Here is a 14,845-nt window from a genome sequence, read left to right as displayed (position 1 = left end):
GGCTGGCCCGCGGGCGAGCGCCTACTCTGGAGAACTACAGAAGTGGGGTGTCCGCATGCAGACCTGGCCAGGCTCCGCGTATCCGCTCGGCGCGACGTTCGACGGCAACGGCACGAACTTCGCCCTGTTCAGCGAGGCGGCCGACCGTGTCGTGCTGTGCCTCTTCGACGACGACCGGGTCGAGACGCAGATCGACCTCATCGAGGTCGATGCCCACGTCTGGCACGCCTACCTGCCGCAGGTGCAGCCGGGTCAGCTGTACGGCTACCGCGTCCACGGCACGCACGACCCCTCGACCGGGCAGCGGGCCAACCCGAAGAAGCTGCTGCTCGACCCCTACGCGAAGGCCGTGAGCGGCGAGATCGACTGGGATGAATCGCTCTTTCCCTACCGGTTCGGCAAGCCCTCCACGAAGAACGACCTCGACTCGGCGCCGCACGCCATGCTCGGCGTCGTCATCAACCCCTACTTCGACTGGCAGGGCGACCGCGCGCCGCGCACCGCCTACAGCTCGAGCGTCATCTACGAGGCCCACGTGAAGGGCCTCACGATGACGCACCCCGACATTCCCGAGGAGATCCGCGGGACCTACGCGGCCATCGCGCACCCCGCGATCATCGAGCACCTGCGCAAGCTCGGGGTCACCGCGCTCGAGCTCATGCCCACACACCAGTTCGTGCACGACAAGCACCTGGTCGACCAGGGCCTGCGCAACTACTGGGGCTACAACACCATCGGCTTCCTCGCGCCGCACAACGCCTACTCCTCGAGTGGCGACCGCGGCCAGCAGGTGCAGGAGTTCAAGAGCATGGTGCGCGAGCTGCACGCCGCGGGCATCGAGGTCATCCTCGACGTCGTCTACAACCACACGGCCGAGGGCAACCACATGGGCCCCCTGCTCTCGTTCAAGGGCATCGACAACGCGGCGTACTACCGCCTCATGGAGGAGGAGCCGCAGTACTACCGCGACTACACGGGCACCGGCAACAGTCTCAACGTGCGCCACCCGCACTCGCTGCAGCTCATCATGGACTCGTTGCGCTACTGGGTCACCGAGATGCACGTCGACGGGTTCCGCTTCGACCTCGCCGCCGCGCTCGCGCGCGAGTTCTACGACGTCGACCGCCTCTCGACCTTCTTCGACCTCGTGCACCAAGACCCGGTCGTGTCGCAGGTGAAGCTCATCGCCGAGCCCTGGGATATCGGCCCGGGCGGCTACCAGGTCGGCAACTTCCCCCCGCAGTGGACGGAGTGGAACGGCAAGTACCGCGACACCGTGCGCGACTTCTGGCGCGGCGAGGGCGAGACGCTCGGCGAGTTCGCGAGCCGTCTCACGGGCTCGGCCGATCTCTACGAGTCCTCCGGCCGTCGCCCCGTCGCGAGCATCAACTTCGTGACCGCGCACGACGGCTTCACGCTGCGCGACCTCGTCTCCTACAACGAGAAGCACAACGAGGCGAACGGCGAGAACAACCAGGACGGAGAGAGCCACAACCGCTCCTACAACCTCGGCGAGGAGGGACCGACCGACAATCCGGTCATCCAGGCGCTCCGTGCGCGCCAGGTGCGCAACTTCCTCGCGACCCTCCTGCTCAGCCAGGGCGTGCCGATGATCGCCCACGGCGACGAGCTCGGCCGCACGCAGCAGGGCAACAACAACGTGTACGCGCACGACAGCGAGCTCTCGTGGATCGACTGGGAGCACGCCGACGGCGCCCTGCTCGAATTCGTCGGCTCCCTCGTGCGGCTGCGGCGCGAGCATCCCACGTTCCGTCGCACCCGCTTCTTCGACGGCCGGCCGGTGCGGCGCGACGAAGGCGACCCCGTGCCCGACGTCGCGTGGTTCCAGCCGGACGGCTCGGCCATGGAGCCGGAGGACTGGGAGTCGGGCTTCGGTCGCTCGATCGGTGTCTACCTCAACGGCCACGGCATCCAGGGGCGGGATGCTCGGGGCGAGCCCATCGTCGACCGCTCGTTCCTCGTCTACTTCTCGGCCCACACCGAGCCGGTCTCGGTCACGCTGCCCTCGAGCGAGTACGGCCAGCGCTGGGAGCGCCTCGTCGACACGAGCGGCATCGAGGGTGAGCCCGTGCTCGACGCGGGCGGCACGATGACTCTCGAGGCGATCAGCATGGTCGTGCTGCGCGAGTGGGTCGTCACCGAGCCGACCCTCGACGACTCCGTCGCCGCCTCGCTCTCGCTGCCCGCGCAGCTCGACCCCGTCGCCTCCCCCGTGGTGACGCCGTGAGCGAGCTGCCCCGCTCCACGTACCGCCTGCAGGTGTCGGCCGAGTTCCCGCTCGACGACGTCGCGGGGCTCGCCGACTACGTGAGCCGTCTCGGCGCCGACTGGCTCTACCTCTCGCCGCTCCTGCAGGCGACGCGCGGGTCCACGCACGGCTACGACGTCGTCGACCACGGCCACGTCGACGAGGAGCGCGGCGGCCTCGTCGGTCTCACGCACGCGATCGGATCGGCGCGCGACCACGACTTAGGGCTGCTCGTCGACATCGTGCCGAACCACGTCGGTGTCGCCGACCCTCGTCAGAACTCGTGGTGGTGGCAGCTGCTGCGCGATGGGCGCGACTCCCGGTACGCCGAGGCCTTCGACGTGGATTGGGAGTTCGGTGGCGGCCGCGTGCGCCTCCCCGTGCTCGGCGACGACCTGCCGACCGCGATCGAGGCCGGGCAGGTCACGCTCCTGCCGCACGCCGTCGGCGGGCCCGCCGTGCGCGTCTACGAGACGGAGTACCCGCTCGCCGAGGGCAGCCTGCCCCGCCCCGGCACCGATCTCACGGCGACGGAGACGATCGCCGAGGTGCTCGCGCACCAGCACTACGAGCTCATGCACTGGCAGCGCGCCGACGCTGAGCTCAACTATCGCCGCTTCTTCGCCGTCAACACTCTCGCCGCGATCCGCGTCGAGGAGCCCTGGGTGTTCGACGAGTCCCACGCCGAGATCGTGCGCTGGGTGCGCGAGGGGCTCGTGCAGGGCATCCGCGTCGATCACCCGGACGGCCTCGCCGACCCGGGGCGCTACCTCGACCGCCTCGCCGAAGTCGCCCAGGGTGCGCCCGTGTGGGTAGAGAAGATCCTCGAGGGTGAGGAGCCGCTTCCCGCGTTCTGGCAGACCGTCGGCACGACCGGGTACGACGCGCTCGCGACGATCGACCGCGTGCTCGTCGACCCCGCGGGGCGCCTCCCGCTGAGCGACCTCGACGCCGGGCTGCGCGCCGAGGACACCGCGGCTGCCCCGCGGCGCCTCGATTGGCACGCGCTCATCCGGCGCACGAAGCGCCGCATCGCGGACACGATCCTGCGCAGTGAGGTGCTGCGCCTTGAGCGCGAGCTGCCGGAGTCGATCGAGAACGCCGCCGATGCGCTCGCCGAGCTGCTCGCGGCCTTCCCCGTCTACCGCTCGTACCTGCCGGCCGGTCACGAGCACCTGCAGGAGGCTTTCGAGGCGGCACGGGATGCTCGACCCGAGCTTGAGCCGGCGCTGCGCGCCCTCGAGCTCGTCCTCTCCGACCCCGGTCAGCCGGCGGCGATCCGCTTCCAGCAGACGAGCGGCATGGTCATGGCCAAGGGCGTGGAGGACACCGCTTTCTACCGGTACTCGCGCCTCGCCTCGCTCACCGAGGTAGGAGCCGACCCCGGCGAGTTCTCGATCACGCTCGACGAGTTCCACCGCCGGCAGGCCGTGCGCCAGGCGGCCTTCCCGGCCTCGCTCACGACGCTCTCGACGCACGACACGAAGCGCGGGGAGGACACCCGCGCGCGCATCCACGTCATCGCGGAGGACCCGCAACGCTGGGAGTCGCTGCTCGGCGAGCTGCGCGAGCGCGTCTCCGTGGGCGACGGGGTCTTCGAGAACATCCTGTGGGAGTCGCTCATCGGCGCCTGGCCGCTGAGCCGCGAGCGAGCGCACGCCTACGCCGAGAAGGCCTCCCGCGAGGCGGGCACGTCGACGGGCTGGGCCGACCCGGATGAGCAGTTCGAGGCGCGCCTGCACGCCGCCGTCGACACGGCCTTCGACGACCGCGACGTCTCGACCCTCATCGAGGCCTTCGTCTCGACTATCGCGCCGGCCGGCTGGTCGAACTCGCTCACCGCGAAGCTCGTGCAGCTCACGGCGCCGGGCGTACCGGACGTGTACCAGGGCAGCGAGCTGTGGGAGACGAGCCTCGTGGACCCCGACAATCGTCGCCCCGTCGACTACGCGGTGCGGCGCGAGCTGCTCGAGAGCATCGACGCGGGCGAGCTACCGCCCATCGACGAGTCGGGGGCGGCGAAACTGCTCGTGACGGCAACGGCGCTGCGCGCCCGTCGTGACCGCCCGGAGCTCTTCACGCGCTACGCACCCCTGCCCGTCGTGGGTTCCGCGGAGCGCCACGCGATCGCGTTCGACCGCGGGGGAGCGGTGACGATCGGTACGCGGCTGCCCGTGAGCCTCGCCTCGCTCGGCGGCTGGGGCGAGACTGCGATCGTTCTGCCCCACCGCCCGTACCGCGATCTCATCACCGGTGCGGCATATGACGGTGGCGAGCTGCTGCTCGCGCGCGTGCTCGAGCGCTACCCCGTGGCGCTCCTCGTCGAGGAGGCGCTCGCCGAGGACGGCACGTCATGACGACGGATGCCCGGGTCTGGGCCCCCCTCGCCGCGCAGGTCGCCCTGCACCGCGTACGGGGCTCCGAGACCGCGCGGGTCGAGATGCACCCCGACGGCGAGTGGTGGGTCGCGCCCGGTGCTCTCGAGCTGGGCGACCGCTACGGATTCCTGCTGGACCCTGATGAGAACTCCAGCGATGAGCACCCCTTGCCCGACCCGCGCTCCCGCCGCCTGCCCGATGGCGTGCACGGGCTCAGCGCCTTCGACGACCCGACCGCGTTCGACTGGACGGACGCCGGGTGGACGGGCCGACAGCTCGCCGGCAGCGTGCTCTACGAGCTGCACATCGGCACGTATTCCCCCGAAGGAACCTTCGACGGGGCGATCGCGCGACTCGACCACCTCGTCGACCTCGGCATCGACACGATCGAGCTGCTGCCGGTCAACGGGTTCAACGGCACGCACAACTGGGGCTACGACGGCGTCGCCTGGTACGCGGTGCACGAGCTGTACGGCGGGCCCGAGGGCTACCGGCGCTTCGTCGACGCGTGCCACGCCCGCGGACTCGCCGTCGTGCAGGACGTCGTCTACAACCACCTCGGCCCGAGCGGCAACTACCTGCCGCGCTTCGGCCCGTACCTGCTCGAGGCGAGTGCGAACACGTGGGGCGACTCGGTCAACGTCGGTCACCCCGAGGTGCGCCGCTACGTGCTCGACAACCTCGCGATGTGGTTCGACGACTTCCATGTCGACGGCCTGCGGCTCGACGCCGTGCACGCGCTCGTCGACGATCCGGAGAACCACATCCTGCAGGCGATGGCGGAGGAGACGGATGCGCGCTCCGCGCACCTCGGCCGCCCGCTTACCCTCATCGCCGAGAGCGACCTCAACGACCCCAGGCTGATCCTTCCTCGCGAGGCCGGCGGCTACGGCCTGCATGCGCAGTGGAGTGACGACCACCACCACGCGATCCACACGGCGGTCACGGGCGAGGCGAACGGCTACTACGCCGACTTCGCGAGCGAGGGCGCCCTGGCGAAGACGAGCGCGCACGGCTTCTTCCACGATGGGAGCTACTCGAGCTTCCGCGAGCGGGAGCACGGGCATCCCGTACCGGCCGAGGTGCCCACCTGGCGACTGATCTCCTACGCGCAGAACCACGACCAGATCGGCAATCGTGCCGCGGGTGACCGGCTCTCGCAGTCGCTCACCGAGGACCAGCTCGCGGTCACGGCGGTGCTGAACCTCACCACCCCCTACACGCCCATGCTCTTCATGGGTGAGGAATGGGGCGCGTCGACGCCGTGGCCGTTCTTCACCTCGCACCTCGAGCCCGAGCTGGGCCGGGCGACCGCCGAGGGGCGCCTCGCCGAGTTCGTGAAGATGGGCTGGGACGAGTCGGTCGTGCCCGACCCGCAGGACCCGGCGACGTTCGCGAGTGCGCGACTGCACTGGGAGGAGCTCGATGACGACCGCCACGCTCGGCTGCTCCACCTGCACCGCGCCCTCCTCGCGCTGCGCCGCGCGACGCCCGAGCTGACCGACCCGCGCTTCGCCCACACGGGCGCCGAGTCGAGCGGCCCGGCGCCCGACACCGCGCCGAGCCGTTTCCGCATGGACCGCGGGGCCGGTCTCGACGATCCCGCTGCGGGACTCGTGAGCGTGTGCGTCGCCTTCGGCGAGCCGGCGACCTTCCCGATGGAGGCGGCCGATGGACGCGGCGAGCGGTCAGCGCACATTCTTCTCGCGACGACGCCGGATGCTCGCTTCGAGCACCTCGACCGCTCCGACGGCGCCGAACTCTCGTTGCCGGCCTGGTCGGCCGCGGTCGTGCGTGTCCGCTGAGCCGGGCGGTTCGTCGCGCTAGGAAGGCAGCCCCGCGCCCCCCGCCAAGCCGATCGCGACGAGCAGCAGCACGGGGGCGAGCCCCAGGATGATGCTCACGCCGAGCGCGAGCGTCGCGATGCCCTTGCCGCCGAGGCGGGGCGCGCGGTGCAGCGCGCGCAGCGCGAGCACGGCGGTGAGCGCGGCGACGGCGGCCGCGAACGCGAGCGCGAGCAGCACGAGGGCCGTGTCGTCGACGCCCCGCACGCTCACGAGGCCGGAGGAGGCGAGCAGCTGCGTGACGAAGCCGAGAATCGTGAGGGCGATGCCGAGGCGCGCGAGCCGGGCATCCCGATTGGGGCCCGGCCGCAGCGAGCGCGCGACGGCGGGACTGAACGCCGAGAAGAGGTCGGGCTCGCGGTGGGCGCGCCCGGTGAAGGCGGTGCCGTCGAACCAGCGCTCGTAGCCTGCGCGCTCGGGGTCGGGCTGCCAGCCGGGCCCGACGGCGTCGAGATCGTCGTCACTCACCGGAGAGCCCTCACAACTCGTAGCGGTAGGCGAGCTCGGACGGGTACTCGCCGCGCGCGGTGAGCTGCGCCGCGGCCGCCGCGAGGTGGTGCAGCGTGAGGCCGAGGGATTGCGGACCGAACGAGACGCGGCCGACGCCGAGCTCGGCGAGCCGCTGCAGCGACAGGTAGCCCGGGTGGGCGAAGACGGCGATCGGCGCGCGCACCGCGGCGACGGCGTCGGCGACCTTCTGCTCGGTGCTGAGGCCGAGCATGAAGATGCTCGTCGCCCCCGCGTCTACGTAGGCGTTAGCGCGGTCGATCGCTTCGTCCCAGTTGTCGGGAGAGCCTGCGAGGGTGTCGGTGCGCGCGTTGATCGCGAGGGGCACGCCCGCGGTGTCGGCGGCCGCTCGCGCCGCGGCGACGCGTGCGGCGGCTTCCTCGAGGGGGCGGCGGTCGCTCGTCGCGCCGTCGAGCGAGTCCTCGATGTTGAGACCGGCGGCACCCGCGTCGATGAGCCGCGCGACGTTGTCCCGCACGCCCGCGGCATCGCTCGCGTACCCGCGCTCGAAGTCGACGCTCACGGGCAGCTCGGTCGAGCCGGTGATGCGCCGCGCAGCGTCGAGGGCCTGCTCGACGGTCATGCCCTCGCCGTCGGGAACCCCGAGCGCGAAGGCGACCGAGTGGCTCGCGGTCGCGAGCGCGCGCACCCCCGGTGTGCGGGCGACGATGCGGGCCGTCATGGAGTCCCACACGTTCGTCACGATGAGCGGGTCGCCGGGCACGTGGAGGGCGCTGAGCGCTTCGGCCTTCTGCGCGGTCGTGGGGGAGCCAGGGGTCATGGGTTCACTCTGCCAGGTGATCGGGGTCGAATTCCCGGGAAGCTCCTGCGACCATGAGACATGACCGCCGTGCGCCTTCGCGACTACCAGCCCGCCGACATGGATGCGATCCTGCGCCTCTGGGACGAAGTGCGCGAGGAGGGCGTCGAGCCCGTGTACGCGCTCGCCGAGGTGCTCGCCTCGTGCGAGAAGGATCATGCCGTCATCGCCGTGCGCGGCGAGGAGGTGCTCGGCGTCGCCGTCGCGCGGGCCGCCCACGATCAGGGGTGGATCGTCTTCCTCGCCGTGACGTCCTCGGCGCGCGGATCGGGCATCGCCGGCTCTCTGCTGGCAGCCCTCGAGCAGCGCATGGCGCCGCAGGGTCTCACGCGGCTGTCGATCCTCGTGCCGGATCAGCAGCAGCAGTTCGGGGCGCTCACGAAGGCCGGGTTCGAGGATCGAGCTCACTTGAGCTACTTCGAGCGCGAGATTCCCGTCAAGCAGCGTGAGCTGTCGGTGCTGCGCGACCTCGGTGGGCGCATCCTGCCTCGCGATCTGTGGGGATCGATCGCGGGCATGCACGCGGAGAAGGAGCTGCTCGAGCGACGACTCGTCCTCCCGCTCGCCGACCCGGCTCTCGCGGAGCAGTTCGGTGTGGAGCCGCCACGGTCGATCGTGCTCTTCGGCCCTCCCGGCACCGGCAAGACGACCTTCGCGAAGGCGGTGGCGTCGCGCCTGCAGTGGCCCTTCGTCGAGGTCTTCCCCTCGCGTCTCGCGCACAGCCCCCAGGGTCTCGCCGGGGGGCTGCGGGAGACGTTCCTCAACATCGCGGAGCTCGACCACGTCATCGTCTTCATCGACGAGGTCGAGGAGATCGCGGCGCAGCGCGGCGGGGAGCCGCCGTCGGCCATGCAGGGCGTCACCAACGAGCTGCTCAAGATCATCCCGGCCTTCCGCGACTCCCCGGGGCGGCTGCTGATATGCGCGACGAACTTCATCCGCGCACTCGACGCGGCGTTCCTCCGCCACGGTCGATTCGACTACGTGATCCCGATCGGGCTGCCGGACGCCGCGGCTCGGGAGGCGATCTGGTCGCGGTACATCCCCGAATCGGTGCAGGGCAGCCTCGACGTCGCGCAGATCGTCGCGAGCACCGACGGCTACTCGCCGGCCGACATCGAGTTCGCGGCGCGGTCGGCCGCCCAGGCCGCGCTCGAGCAGTCGGTGTTTGGCGAGGGCGGGGAGCACAAGCTCGGACCCTCCACCGAGGACTACCTCGAGGCGATCGCGAAGACCCGCGCGACGGTCTCGTCGGTCGTCTCCACGCAGTTCGAGGAGGACATCGAGGCGCTCGCGCGCACGTAGCCCTCTAGCTGCGGGAGGCGAGGGAAGCGTGCTCGCCGGGCTTCACGAAGAGCATGAGCACGAAGCCGATGGCGAGGATCACGACGATGCCGAGCACGCCCCACAGGGTTGCGTTGGGGGAACCGAGAGCCGACGCCGTCGAAATGAACCCGGCCCATGCGGCAGGGGCGAGGAAGCTGACGGCGCGACCCGTCGTGGCATAGAGGCCGAAGATCTCACCCTCGCGTCCGGCGGGGGTGACGCGCGCAAGGAGCGAACGACTCGCGGCCTGCACGGGACCGACAAAGGCGGTGAGGGCAAGGCCGAAGATCCAGAACACGACGACGCCCGCGGGCTCGAGCAGGAAGACCAGAACGCCCGAGACACTGAGCCCGGCGAGAGCGAAGAGGATGACGCGGCGTGCGCCGAACTTGTCGTCGAGGCGACCGGCGAAGATCGTGGAGACTCCCGCGATGAGGTTCGCGGCGATGCCGAAGATGATGACCTCGTTGGCGCTGAAGCCGAAGGCGACGGAGGCGAGGATCGCGCCGAACGTGAAGACACCCGCAAGCCCGTCGCGGTAGACGGCGGCGGCGAGCAGGAACCAGAAGGTCTGACGGGCCGTGCGGAACAGATCGACGATGTCGTGCCACAGCACCACGTAGGAGCGGAAGAAGTTGACGCGCGGGCGGTCGGCGGCGGGCTCCGACTCGGGAACGTTGAGGAAGATCGGGATGGCGAAGATGAGCGTCCACACCGCGCAGCCGAGGGCGATGATGCGGAAGGGCATGCCGTTGTCGAGCGGCAGGCCGAAGAAGTCGAAGGTCTGCGCGACGACGACGATGATCATCGCCACGATCCCGCCGAGGTAGCCGAAGCCCCAGCCGAGTCCGCTCACGCGGCCGATCGTCGCGCGGGTCGAGACCTGCTTGAGCATGGCGTTGTAGTTGACGCCCGCGATCTCGCCGAAGACCGAGCCGGCGGCGATGAGCATCGCGCCGAGCCAGAAGAACTCCGGCATGGCCTCGACGAAGAACAGGCCAGCGGTACAGACGATGAGGAGACCCGTGCCGATGCCGAGCCAGAGCTTGCGATTGCCCGCGGCGTCGGCGCGCTGGCCGAGCACGGGGGCGACGAGGGCGATGAGAAGGCCCGCGATGAGAGTCGCGACGCCGTAGTTCGCGGAGAGCCCGTCGATCGCGCGCCGGTACTCCGGGTCTTCCGTACCGAGCGCGACCACCGCCGGATCGATGAAGGCATCGGATGTCAAGTAGAGGGCGGCGAAGACGAAGGTGAGGATGACCGTGTTGAAGGGCTGCGTCGCCCAATCCCACAGTGCCCATGACCACACCTGCCGGCGGGGAACGGGCTTCTCGCTGAACGGGCCACCCGCGGCGGCGACGGCACCCGTGCGGGCGACCGTCGGCGGCTCGATGGAAGAGGAGGGCGTGTCGACGTCGTTGTCGCCGGGCTTCTCAGTCATGCGCTCACGCTACTGCGAGCCGGTGAACAGCCGGTAGCGATCGCGCGCACATTCGCAAGACCAAGCGCCAGAACCCTGAGAGTTGAGCCAGGGCAGCTCAAGTTTTCACCCCTCGACTTGACACCGAGCATCCGGTCTCTCAAACTTGATATCGCGCGACTCAACCTTTCGCGCCCCCGACTTCAGAGCGTCACCCCAACACCAGAAGGAGCACCACCATGGCACGTGCCGTCGGCATCGACCTCGGAACCACGAACTCCGTCGTCTCCGTCCTCGAAGGTGGAGAACCCACCGTCATCGCCAACGCAGAGGGCTTCCGCACCACGCCCTCCGTCGTGGCCTTCACCAAGGACGGCGAGGTGCTCGTCGGCGAGACCGCCAAGCGCCAGGCCGTCACCAACGTCGACCGCACCATCGCGAGCGTCAAGCGCCACATGGGCACCGACTGGACCCAGGCGATCGACGACAAGAAGTACACGCCGCAGGAGATCAGCGCGCGCATTCTCGCCAAGCTCAAGCGCGACGCCGAACAGTACCTGGGCGAGAGCGTCACCGACGCCGTCATCACCGTGCCCGCCTACTTCAACGACGCTGAGCGCCAGGCCACGAAGGAGGCCGGCGAGATCGCGGGGCTGAACGTGCTGCGCATCATCAACGAGCCGACCGCGGCGGCCCTCGCCTACGGGCTCGACAAGGGCAAGGAGGACGAGCTCATCCTGGTCTTCGACCTCGGTGGCGGAACCTTCGACGTGAGCCTGCTCGAGGTGGGCAAGGACGACGACTTCAGCACCATCCAGGTCAAGGCGACCTCCGGTGACAACCGGCTCGGCGGCGACGACTGGGATGAGCGCGTGGTCGACTACCTCGTCAAGCGCTTCAAGGACTCGACGGGCGTCGACGTCACGAAGGACAAGATCGCCAAGCAGCGCCTCAAGGAGGCCGCCGAGCAGGCGAAGAAGGAGCTCTCGAGCTCCACGAGCACCAACATCCAGCTGCCGTACCTCTCGCTCACCGAGAACGGCCCAGCCAACCTCGACGAGTCGCTGAGCCGCGCCAAGTTCGAAGAGCTCACGAGCGACCTGCTCGACCGCACCAAGAAGCCCTTCGAAGATGTCATCAAGGAGGCCGGGGTCAAGGTCGACGACATCGCCCATGTGGTGCTCGTCGGCGGCTCGACCCGCATGCCCGCGGTCAACGAGCTCGTCAAGAAGATGACAGGCGGCAAGGAGCCCAACAAGGGCGTCAACCCCGACGAGGTCGTCGCCGTGGGCGCGGCCCTCCAGGCGGGCGTCCTCAAGGGCGAGCGCAAGGACGTCCTGCTCATCGACGTCACGCCCCTCAGCCTCGGCATCGAGACCAAGGGCGGCATCATGACCAAGCTCATCGAGCGCAACACGGCCATCCCGACCAAGCGCAGTGAGACCTTCACGACGGCGGACGACAACCAGCCCTCCGTGGCGATCCAGGTCTTCCAGGGCGAGCGCGAGTTCACGCGGGACAACAAGAACCTCGGCACGTTCGAGCTCACCGGCATCGCGCCCGCGCCTCGGGGCATCCCTCAGGTCGAGGTGACCTTCGACATCGATGCCAACGGCATCGTGCACGTGAGCGCGAAGGACAAGGGCACTGGCAAGGAGCAGTCGATGACCATCACGGGCGGATCCTCGCTCGAGAAGGACGACATCGAGCGCATGATCCGCGAGGCCGAGGAGCACGCCGCCGAGGACAAGGAGCGTCGCGAGAAGGCCGAGTTGCGCAACAACTCCGAGCAGCTCGCCTACTCGATCGAGAAGCTCATCAAGGAGAACGAGGAGAACCTCCCCGACGACGTCAAGAGCGAGGTGCAGGCCGATGTGGATGCTCTCAAGACGGCGCTCGCCGGTGACGACGACGACGCCGTGAAGTCGGCGTTCGACACCCTCAACCAGTCGCAGACGAAGCTCGGCGAGGCCATCTACGCGGCCTCGCAGGCGGAAGCCGCCGCGGGCGAGCAGCCCGAGGCGCCGGCCGAGGACGACGATGAGGACGTCGTCGACGCCGAGATCGTCGACGACGAGGACGAGAAGTCTGACTCGGACGCCGACAAGGACAAGAAGTAAGCCGATGGCGGCCAAGAAGCGCAAGAACGAGGACGGGGCGGAGGTGCCCGAGGAGGGCACCCCCACCCCGGCCGCGGCCGACGAACACGGTGACGAGCACAGTGATCAGGCTGCTCGCGACGACGACGCCCCTCTCGCCGAGGACGGCGCGACGACGGATGCCGAGGAGCTCGACGAGCTCTTCGCCGTCGAGGATGCCGACGTGGAGGTCTCGGAGTCGGGCAACTCGCTCGATGCCGACATCGACCACATCCTCTCGGAGGCTGGGGCGAAGGAGATCGAGGAGTACCGGGACCGCGCTGCGCGCGCGGAGGCCGAGCTCGCGAACTTCCGCACGCGCGTCGAGCGCGATCGCGCGGCGAACCGCGAAGCGGTCGTCGCCGAGGTGATCCGCTCCCTTCTGCCGGCGATCGACGACCTGGATCGTGCGGCCTCGCACGGCGACCTCGAGGGCAGCCCGCTCGAACTCGTGGCGCAGAAGATGCGCAGCAGCTTCGAGCGGTACGGCCTGCGACGCGTGGGCGAGATCGGCGAGCCTTTCGACCCGGCCCTGCACGAGGCCCTCGTGCAGCTGCCGAGCGCGGAGGCGACGTCGAACACCGTCGCCGATGTGATCGAGGTCGGCTACGCCCTCGGGGAGAAGCTCGTGCGCCCGGCGAAGGTGGCCGTCTCGGTTCCCGAGAACTAGGAGGGCGACATGGCCAGCAACGACTGGTTCGAGAAGGACTTCTACGCCGTTCTCGGCGTGCCGAAGGACGTCTCGGCGGCAGACCTCAAGAAGGCCTACCGTGCCCTCGCTCGCAAGTACCACCCTGACTCGAACCCCGACGACGCGACTGCGGAGGCACGCTTCAAGGAGATCAGCGAGGCGCACGCCGTCCTCGCCGACCCGGCCCAGCGCGCCGAGTACGACCAGTTGCGCGCGATGGGCTCGGGAGCCCGTTTCACCGCCGGCGGCGGCGGGCAGGGCGGATTCGAGGACGTCTTCGGCGGCATGTTCGGCGGCGGCGCCGGTGGTCGCCGCGCCCAGCAAGGCGGCGCCGGCGGTTTCGAGGACATCTTCGGCGGCATGTTCGGCGACGGCCGGTTCGGCCAGACGACGGGCGGTTTCCGCGGCTACGGCGGCCCGACCAAGGGTCGCGACCAGACCGCCTCGGTGTCCCTGGAGTTCCTCACCGCGATCCAGGGGGACACGGTCACCCTCGAGCGCCAGGGCGGCAAGCCGCTCACGGTCAAGATTCCCGCGGGGGTCTCGGACGGTCAGAAGATCCGCCTCAAGGGCAAGGGCGAGCGCAGCATCGACGGCGGTCCCGCCGGTGACCTCGTGCTCACGGTCTCGGTGCGCAAGCATCCCGTCTTCGAGCGGGACGGTCTCAACCTGCGCGTCGACGTGCCCGTGACCTTCGTCGAGGCGACCCTCGGCGCGACGATCGAGGTGCCGACCCTCGGGGGCGACCCGGTCAAGCTCAAGGTCGCTCCGGGAACACCGAGCGGCCGCGTGCTGCGCGTCAAGGGCCGCGGCGTGACGACGCCGAAGGGCACGGGCGACCTGCTCGCGACCGTGCAGGTCGCGGTGCCCGCGCACGTGAGCGCCGAGAGCACGAAGAAGCTGCGCGAGTTCGCGGAGTCCCTGCCGGCTGAGAACCCGCGCGACGACCTCATCGCTCGCGCACGCGGGTAGCGCGCGACACAATGAGCTGAGGCGGGAGCGACGTGGGAGGAGACCAGGTGGACGAGGACACCCCCATGTTCGCCATCGCGATCGCGGCGGAACTGGCCGGGATGCACCCCCAGACCCTGCGGCAATACGACCGCCTCGGGCTCGTGTCGCCGACGCGCACGGCGGGGCAGAGCCGCCGCTACTCGATGCGCAACGTCGTGCAGTTGCGCGAGATCGCCCGGCTCAGCGGTGAGGGTCTCAACCTCGAGGGCATCCGCCGCATCCTCGAGCTCGAGAACGAGGTCACCGAGCTGCGTCGCCGCGTGCGCGAGCTCGAGACGGCGCTCGCCGACGAGATGCTCTCCAAGCCTGGTCGCCGCGTCTTCGCCGCCGGCTCGGAGGGCGAGGTCATCTCGCTCAAAGCGGGAACGCGCGCGCAGAAGTCGAACCAGGTCGTCGTCTGGCGACCCTTCCGCCGGGGCTAGTCGCGGCCACGCAGTC

At 69.8% G+C, this 14,845-nt stretch carries 11 protein-coding genes; 8 read left to right on the top strand and 3 right to left on the bottom strand.

Annotated features, from left to right (window positions below; translation table 11 throughout):
* The first annotated feature begins 55 nt into the window (after window positions 1–55).
* The 3 genes from glgX to treZ are packed head-to-tail and all read left to right on the top strand — an operon-like array spanning window position 56 to window position 6,452.
* Window positions 56–2,248 (top strand): glycogen debranching protein GlgX, encoded by a 2,193-nt coding sequence (glgX, locus tag HUJ41_RS12260; protein ID WP_179872782.1) that lies wholly within the window; start codon window positions 56–58, stop codon window positions 2,246–2,248.
* Complete coding sequence (gene treY / locus HUJ41_RS12255) at window positions 2,245–4,626, top strand: malto-oligosyltrehalose synthase (protein ID WP_246299252.1); 2,382 nt, start codon at window positions 2,245–2,247, stop codon at window positions 4,624–4,626. The genes glgX and treY overlap by 4 nt, the downstream gene beginning before the upstream one ends.
* Window positions 4,623–6,452, top strand: coding sequence for a malto-oligosyltrehalose trehalohydrolase (gene treZ / locus HUJ41_RS12250; RefSeq protein ID WP_179872781.1), 1,830 nt, complete (start codon window positions 4,623–4,625; stop codon window positions 6,450–6,452). The genes treY and treZ overlap by 4 nt, the downstream gene beginning before the upstream one ends.
* 18 nt (window positions 6,453–6,470) lie before the next feature.
* Here the strand turns inward: treZ and HUJ41_RS12245 are convergent, their stop codons facing one another.
* Together HUJ41_RS12245 and HUJ41_RS12240 are read right to left on the bottom strand one after the other, a co-directional pair.
* Complete coding sequence (locus HUJ41_RS12245; RefSeq protein ID WP_179872780.1) at window positions 6,471–6,959, bottom strand: DUF2510 domain-containing protein; 489 nt, start codon at window positions 6,957–6,959, stop codon at window positions 6,471–6,473.
* 10 nt (window positions 6,960–6,969) lie between these two features.
* Window positions 6,970–7,779 (bottom strand): isocitrate lyase/PEP mutase family protein, encoded by an 810-nt coding sequence (locus HUJ41_RS12240; RefSeq protein WP_179872779.1) that lies wholly within the window; start codon window positions 7,777–7,779, stop codon window positions 6,970–6,972.
* Window positions 7,780–7,839: 60 nt separating this feature from the next.
* On the opposite strand from HUJ41_RS12240, the gene HUJ41_RS12235 reads away from it, so the two are divergent.
* Window positions 7,840–9,123, top strand: coding sequence for an ATP-binding protein (locus HUJ41_RS12235; RefSeq protein WP_179872778.1), 1,284 nt, complete (start codon window positions 7,840–7,842; stop codon window positions 9,121–9,123).
* 4 nt (window positions 9,124–9,127) lie between these two features.
* Here HUJ41_RS12235 and HUJ41_RS12230 read toward each other — a convergent pair whose 3' ends face one another.
* Window positions 9,128–10,585, bottom strand: a complete 1,458-nt coding sequence (locus HUJ41_RS12230; protein ID WP_179872777.1) for an MFS transporter — start codon at window positions 10,583–10,585, stop codon at window positions 9,128–9,130.
* A 218-nt stretch (window positions 10,586–10,803) separates the two neighbouring features.
* Here HUJ41_RS12230 and dnaK point away from each other — a divergent pair, with 218 nt between their 5' ends.
* From dnaK to HUJ41_RS12210, 4 genes are all read left to right on the top strand, one after another.
* Window positions 10,804–12,684: a molecular chaperone DnaK gene (gene dnaK, locus HUJ41_RS12225; RefSeq protein WP_179872776.1), complete on the top strand. Its 1,881-nt coding sequence runs from the start codon at window positions 10,804–10,806 to the stop codon at window positions 12,682–12,684.
* Between the two features lie 4 nt (window positions 12,685–12,688).
* Window positions 12,689–13,372 (top strand): nucleotide exchange factor GrpE, encoded by a 684-nt coding sequence (locus HUJ41_RS12220; RefSeq protein ID WP_179872775.1) that lies wholly within the window; start codon window positions 12,689–12,691, stop codon window positions 13,370–13,372.
* Between the two features lie 9 nt (window positions 13,373–13,381).
* The gene (locus tag HUJ41_RS12215) at window positions 13,382–14,365 is read left to right on the top strand and encodes a DnaJ C-terminal domain-containing protein (RefSeq protein ID WP_179872774.1); all 984 of its coding nucleotides are present in this window, start codon (window positions 13,382–13,384) and stop codon (window positions 14,363–14,365) included.
* A gap of 65 nt (window positions 14,366–14,430) precedes the next feature.
* A complete protein-coding gene (locus tag HUJ41_RS12210) occupies window positions 14,431–14,829 on the top strand; it encodes a heat shock protein transcriptional repressor HspR (protein ID WP_431356487.1) in 399 nt (132 codons plus the stop codon).
* The last annotated feature ends 16 nt before the right edge of the window (window positions 14,830–14,845 follow it).

It is taken from the genome of Microcella indica, assembly GCF_013414345.1.
In the GTDB taxonomy this organism is placed as follows: domain Bacteria; phylum Actinomycetota; class Actinomycetes; order Actinomycetales; family Microbacteriaceae; genus Microcella; species Microcella indica.
This window is presented reverse-complemented; position numbering and strand designations above follow the sequence as displayed.

What these genes read in the sequence shown, in the direction of transcription:
- glgX (WP_179872782.1), top strand. Translation starts at nt 56, where the DNA reads ATGCAGACCTGGCCAGGCTCCGCGTATCCGCTCGGCGCGACGTTCGAC.
- treZ (WP_179872781.1), top strand. Translation starts at nt 4,623, where the DNA reads ATGACGACGGATGCCCGGGTCTGGGCCCCCCTCGCCGCGCAGGTCGCC.
- HUJ41_RS12240 (WP_179872779.1), bottom strand. Translation starts at nt 7,779, where the DNA reads ATGACCCCTGGCTCCCCCACGACCGCGCAGAAGGCCGAAGCGCTCAGC.
- HUJ41_RS12235 (WP_179872778.1), top strand. Translation starts at nt 7,840, where the DNA reads ATGACCGCCGTGCGCCTTCGCGACTACCAGCCCGCCGACATGGATGCG.
- HUJ41_RS12230 (WP_179872777.1), bottom strand. Translation starts at nt 10,585, where the DNA reads ATGACTGAGAAGCCCGGCGACAACGACGTCGACACGCCCTCCTCTTCC.
- dnaK (WP_179872776.1), top strand. Translation starts at nt 10,804, where the DNA reads ATGGCACGTGCCGTCGGCATCGACCTCGGAACCACGAACTCCGTCGTC.
- HUJ41_RS12220 (WP_179872775.1), top strand. Translation starts at nt 12,689, where the DNA reads ATGGCGGCCAAGAAGCGCAAGAACGAGGACGGGGCGGAGGTGCCCGAG.
- HUJ41_RS12215 (WP_179872774.1), top strand. Translation starts at nt 13,382, where the DNA reads ATGGCCAGCAACGACTGGTTCGAGAAGGACTTCTACGCCGTTCTCGGC.
- HUJ41_RS12210 (WP_431356487.1), top strand. Translation starts at nt 14,431, where the DNA reads ATGTTCGCCATCGCGATCGCGGCGGAACTGGCCGGGATGCACCCCCAG.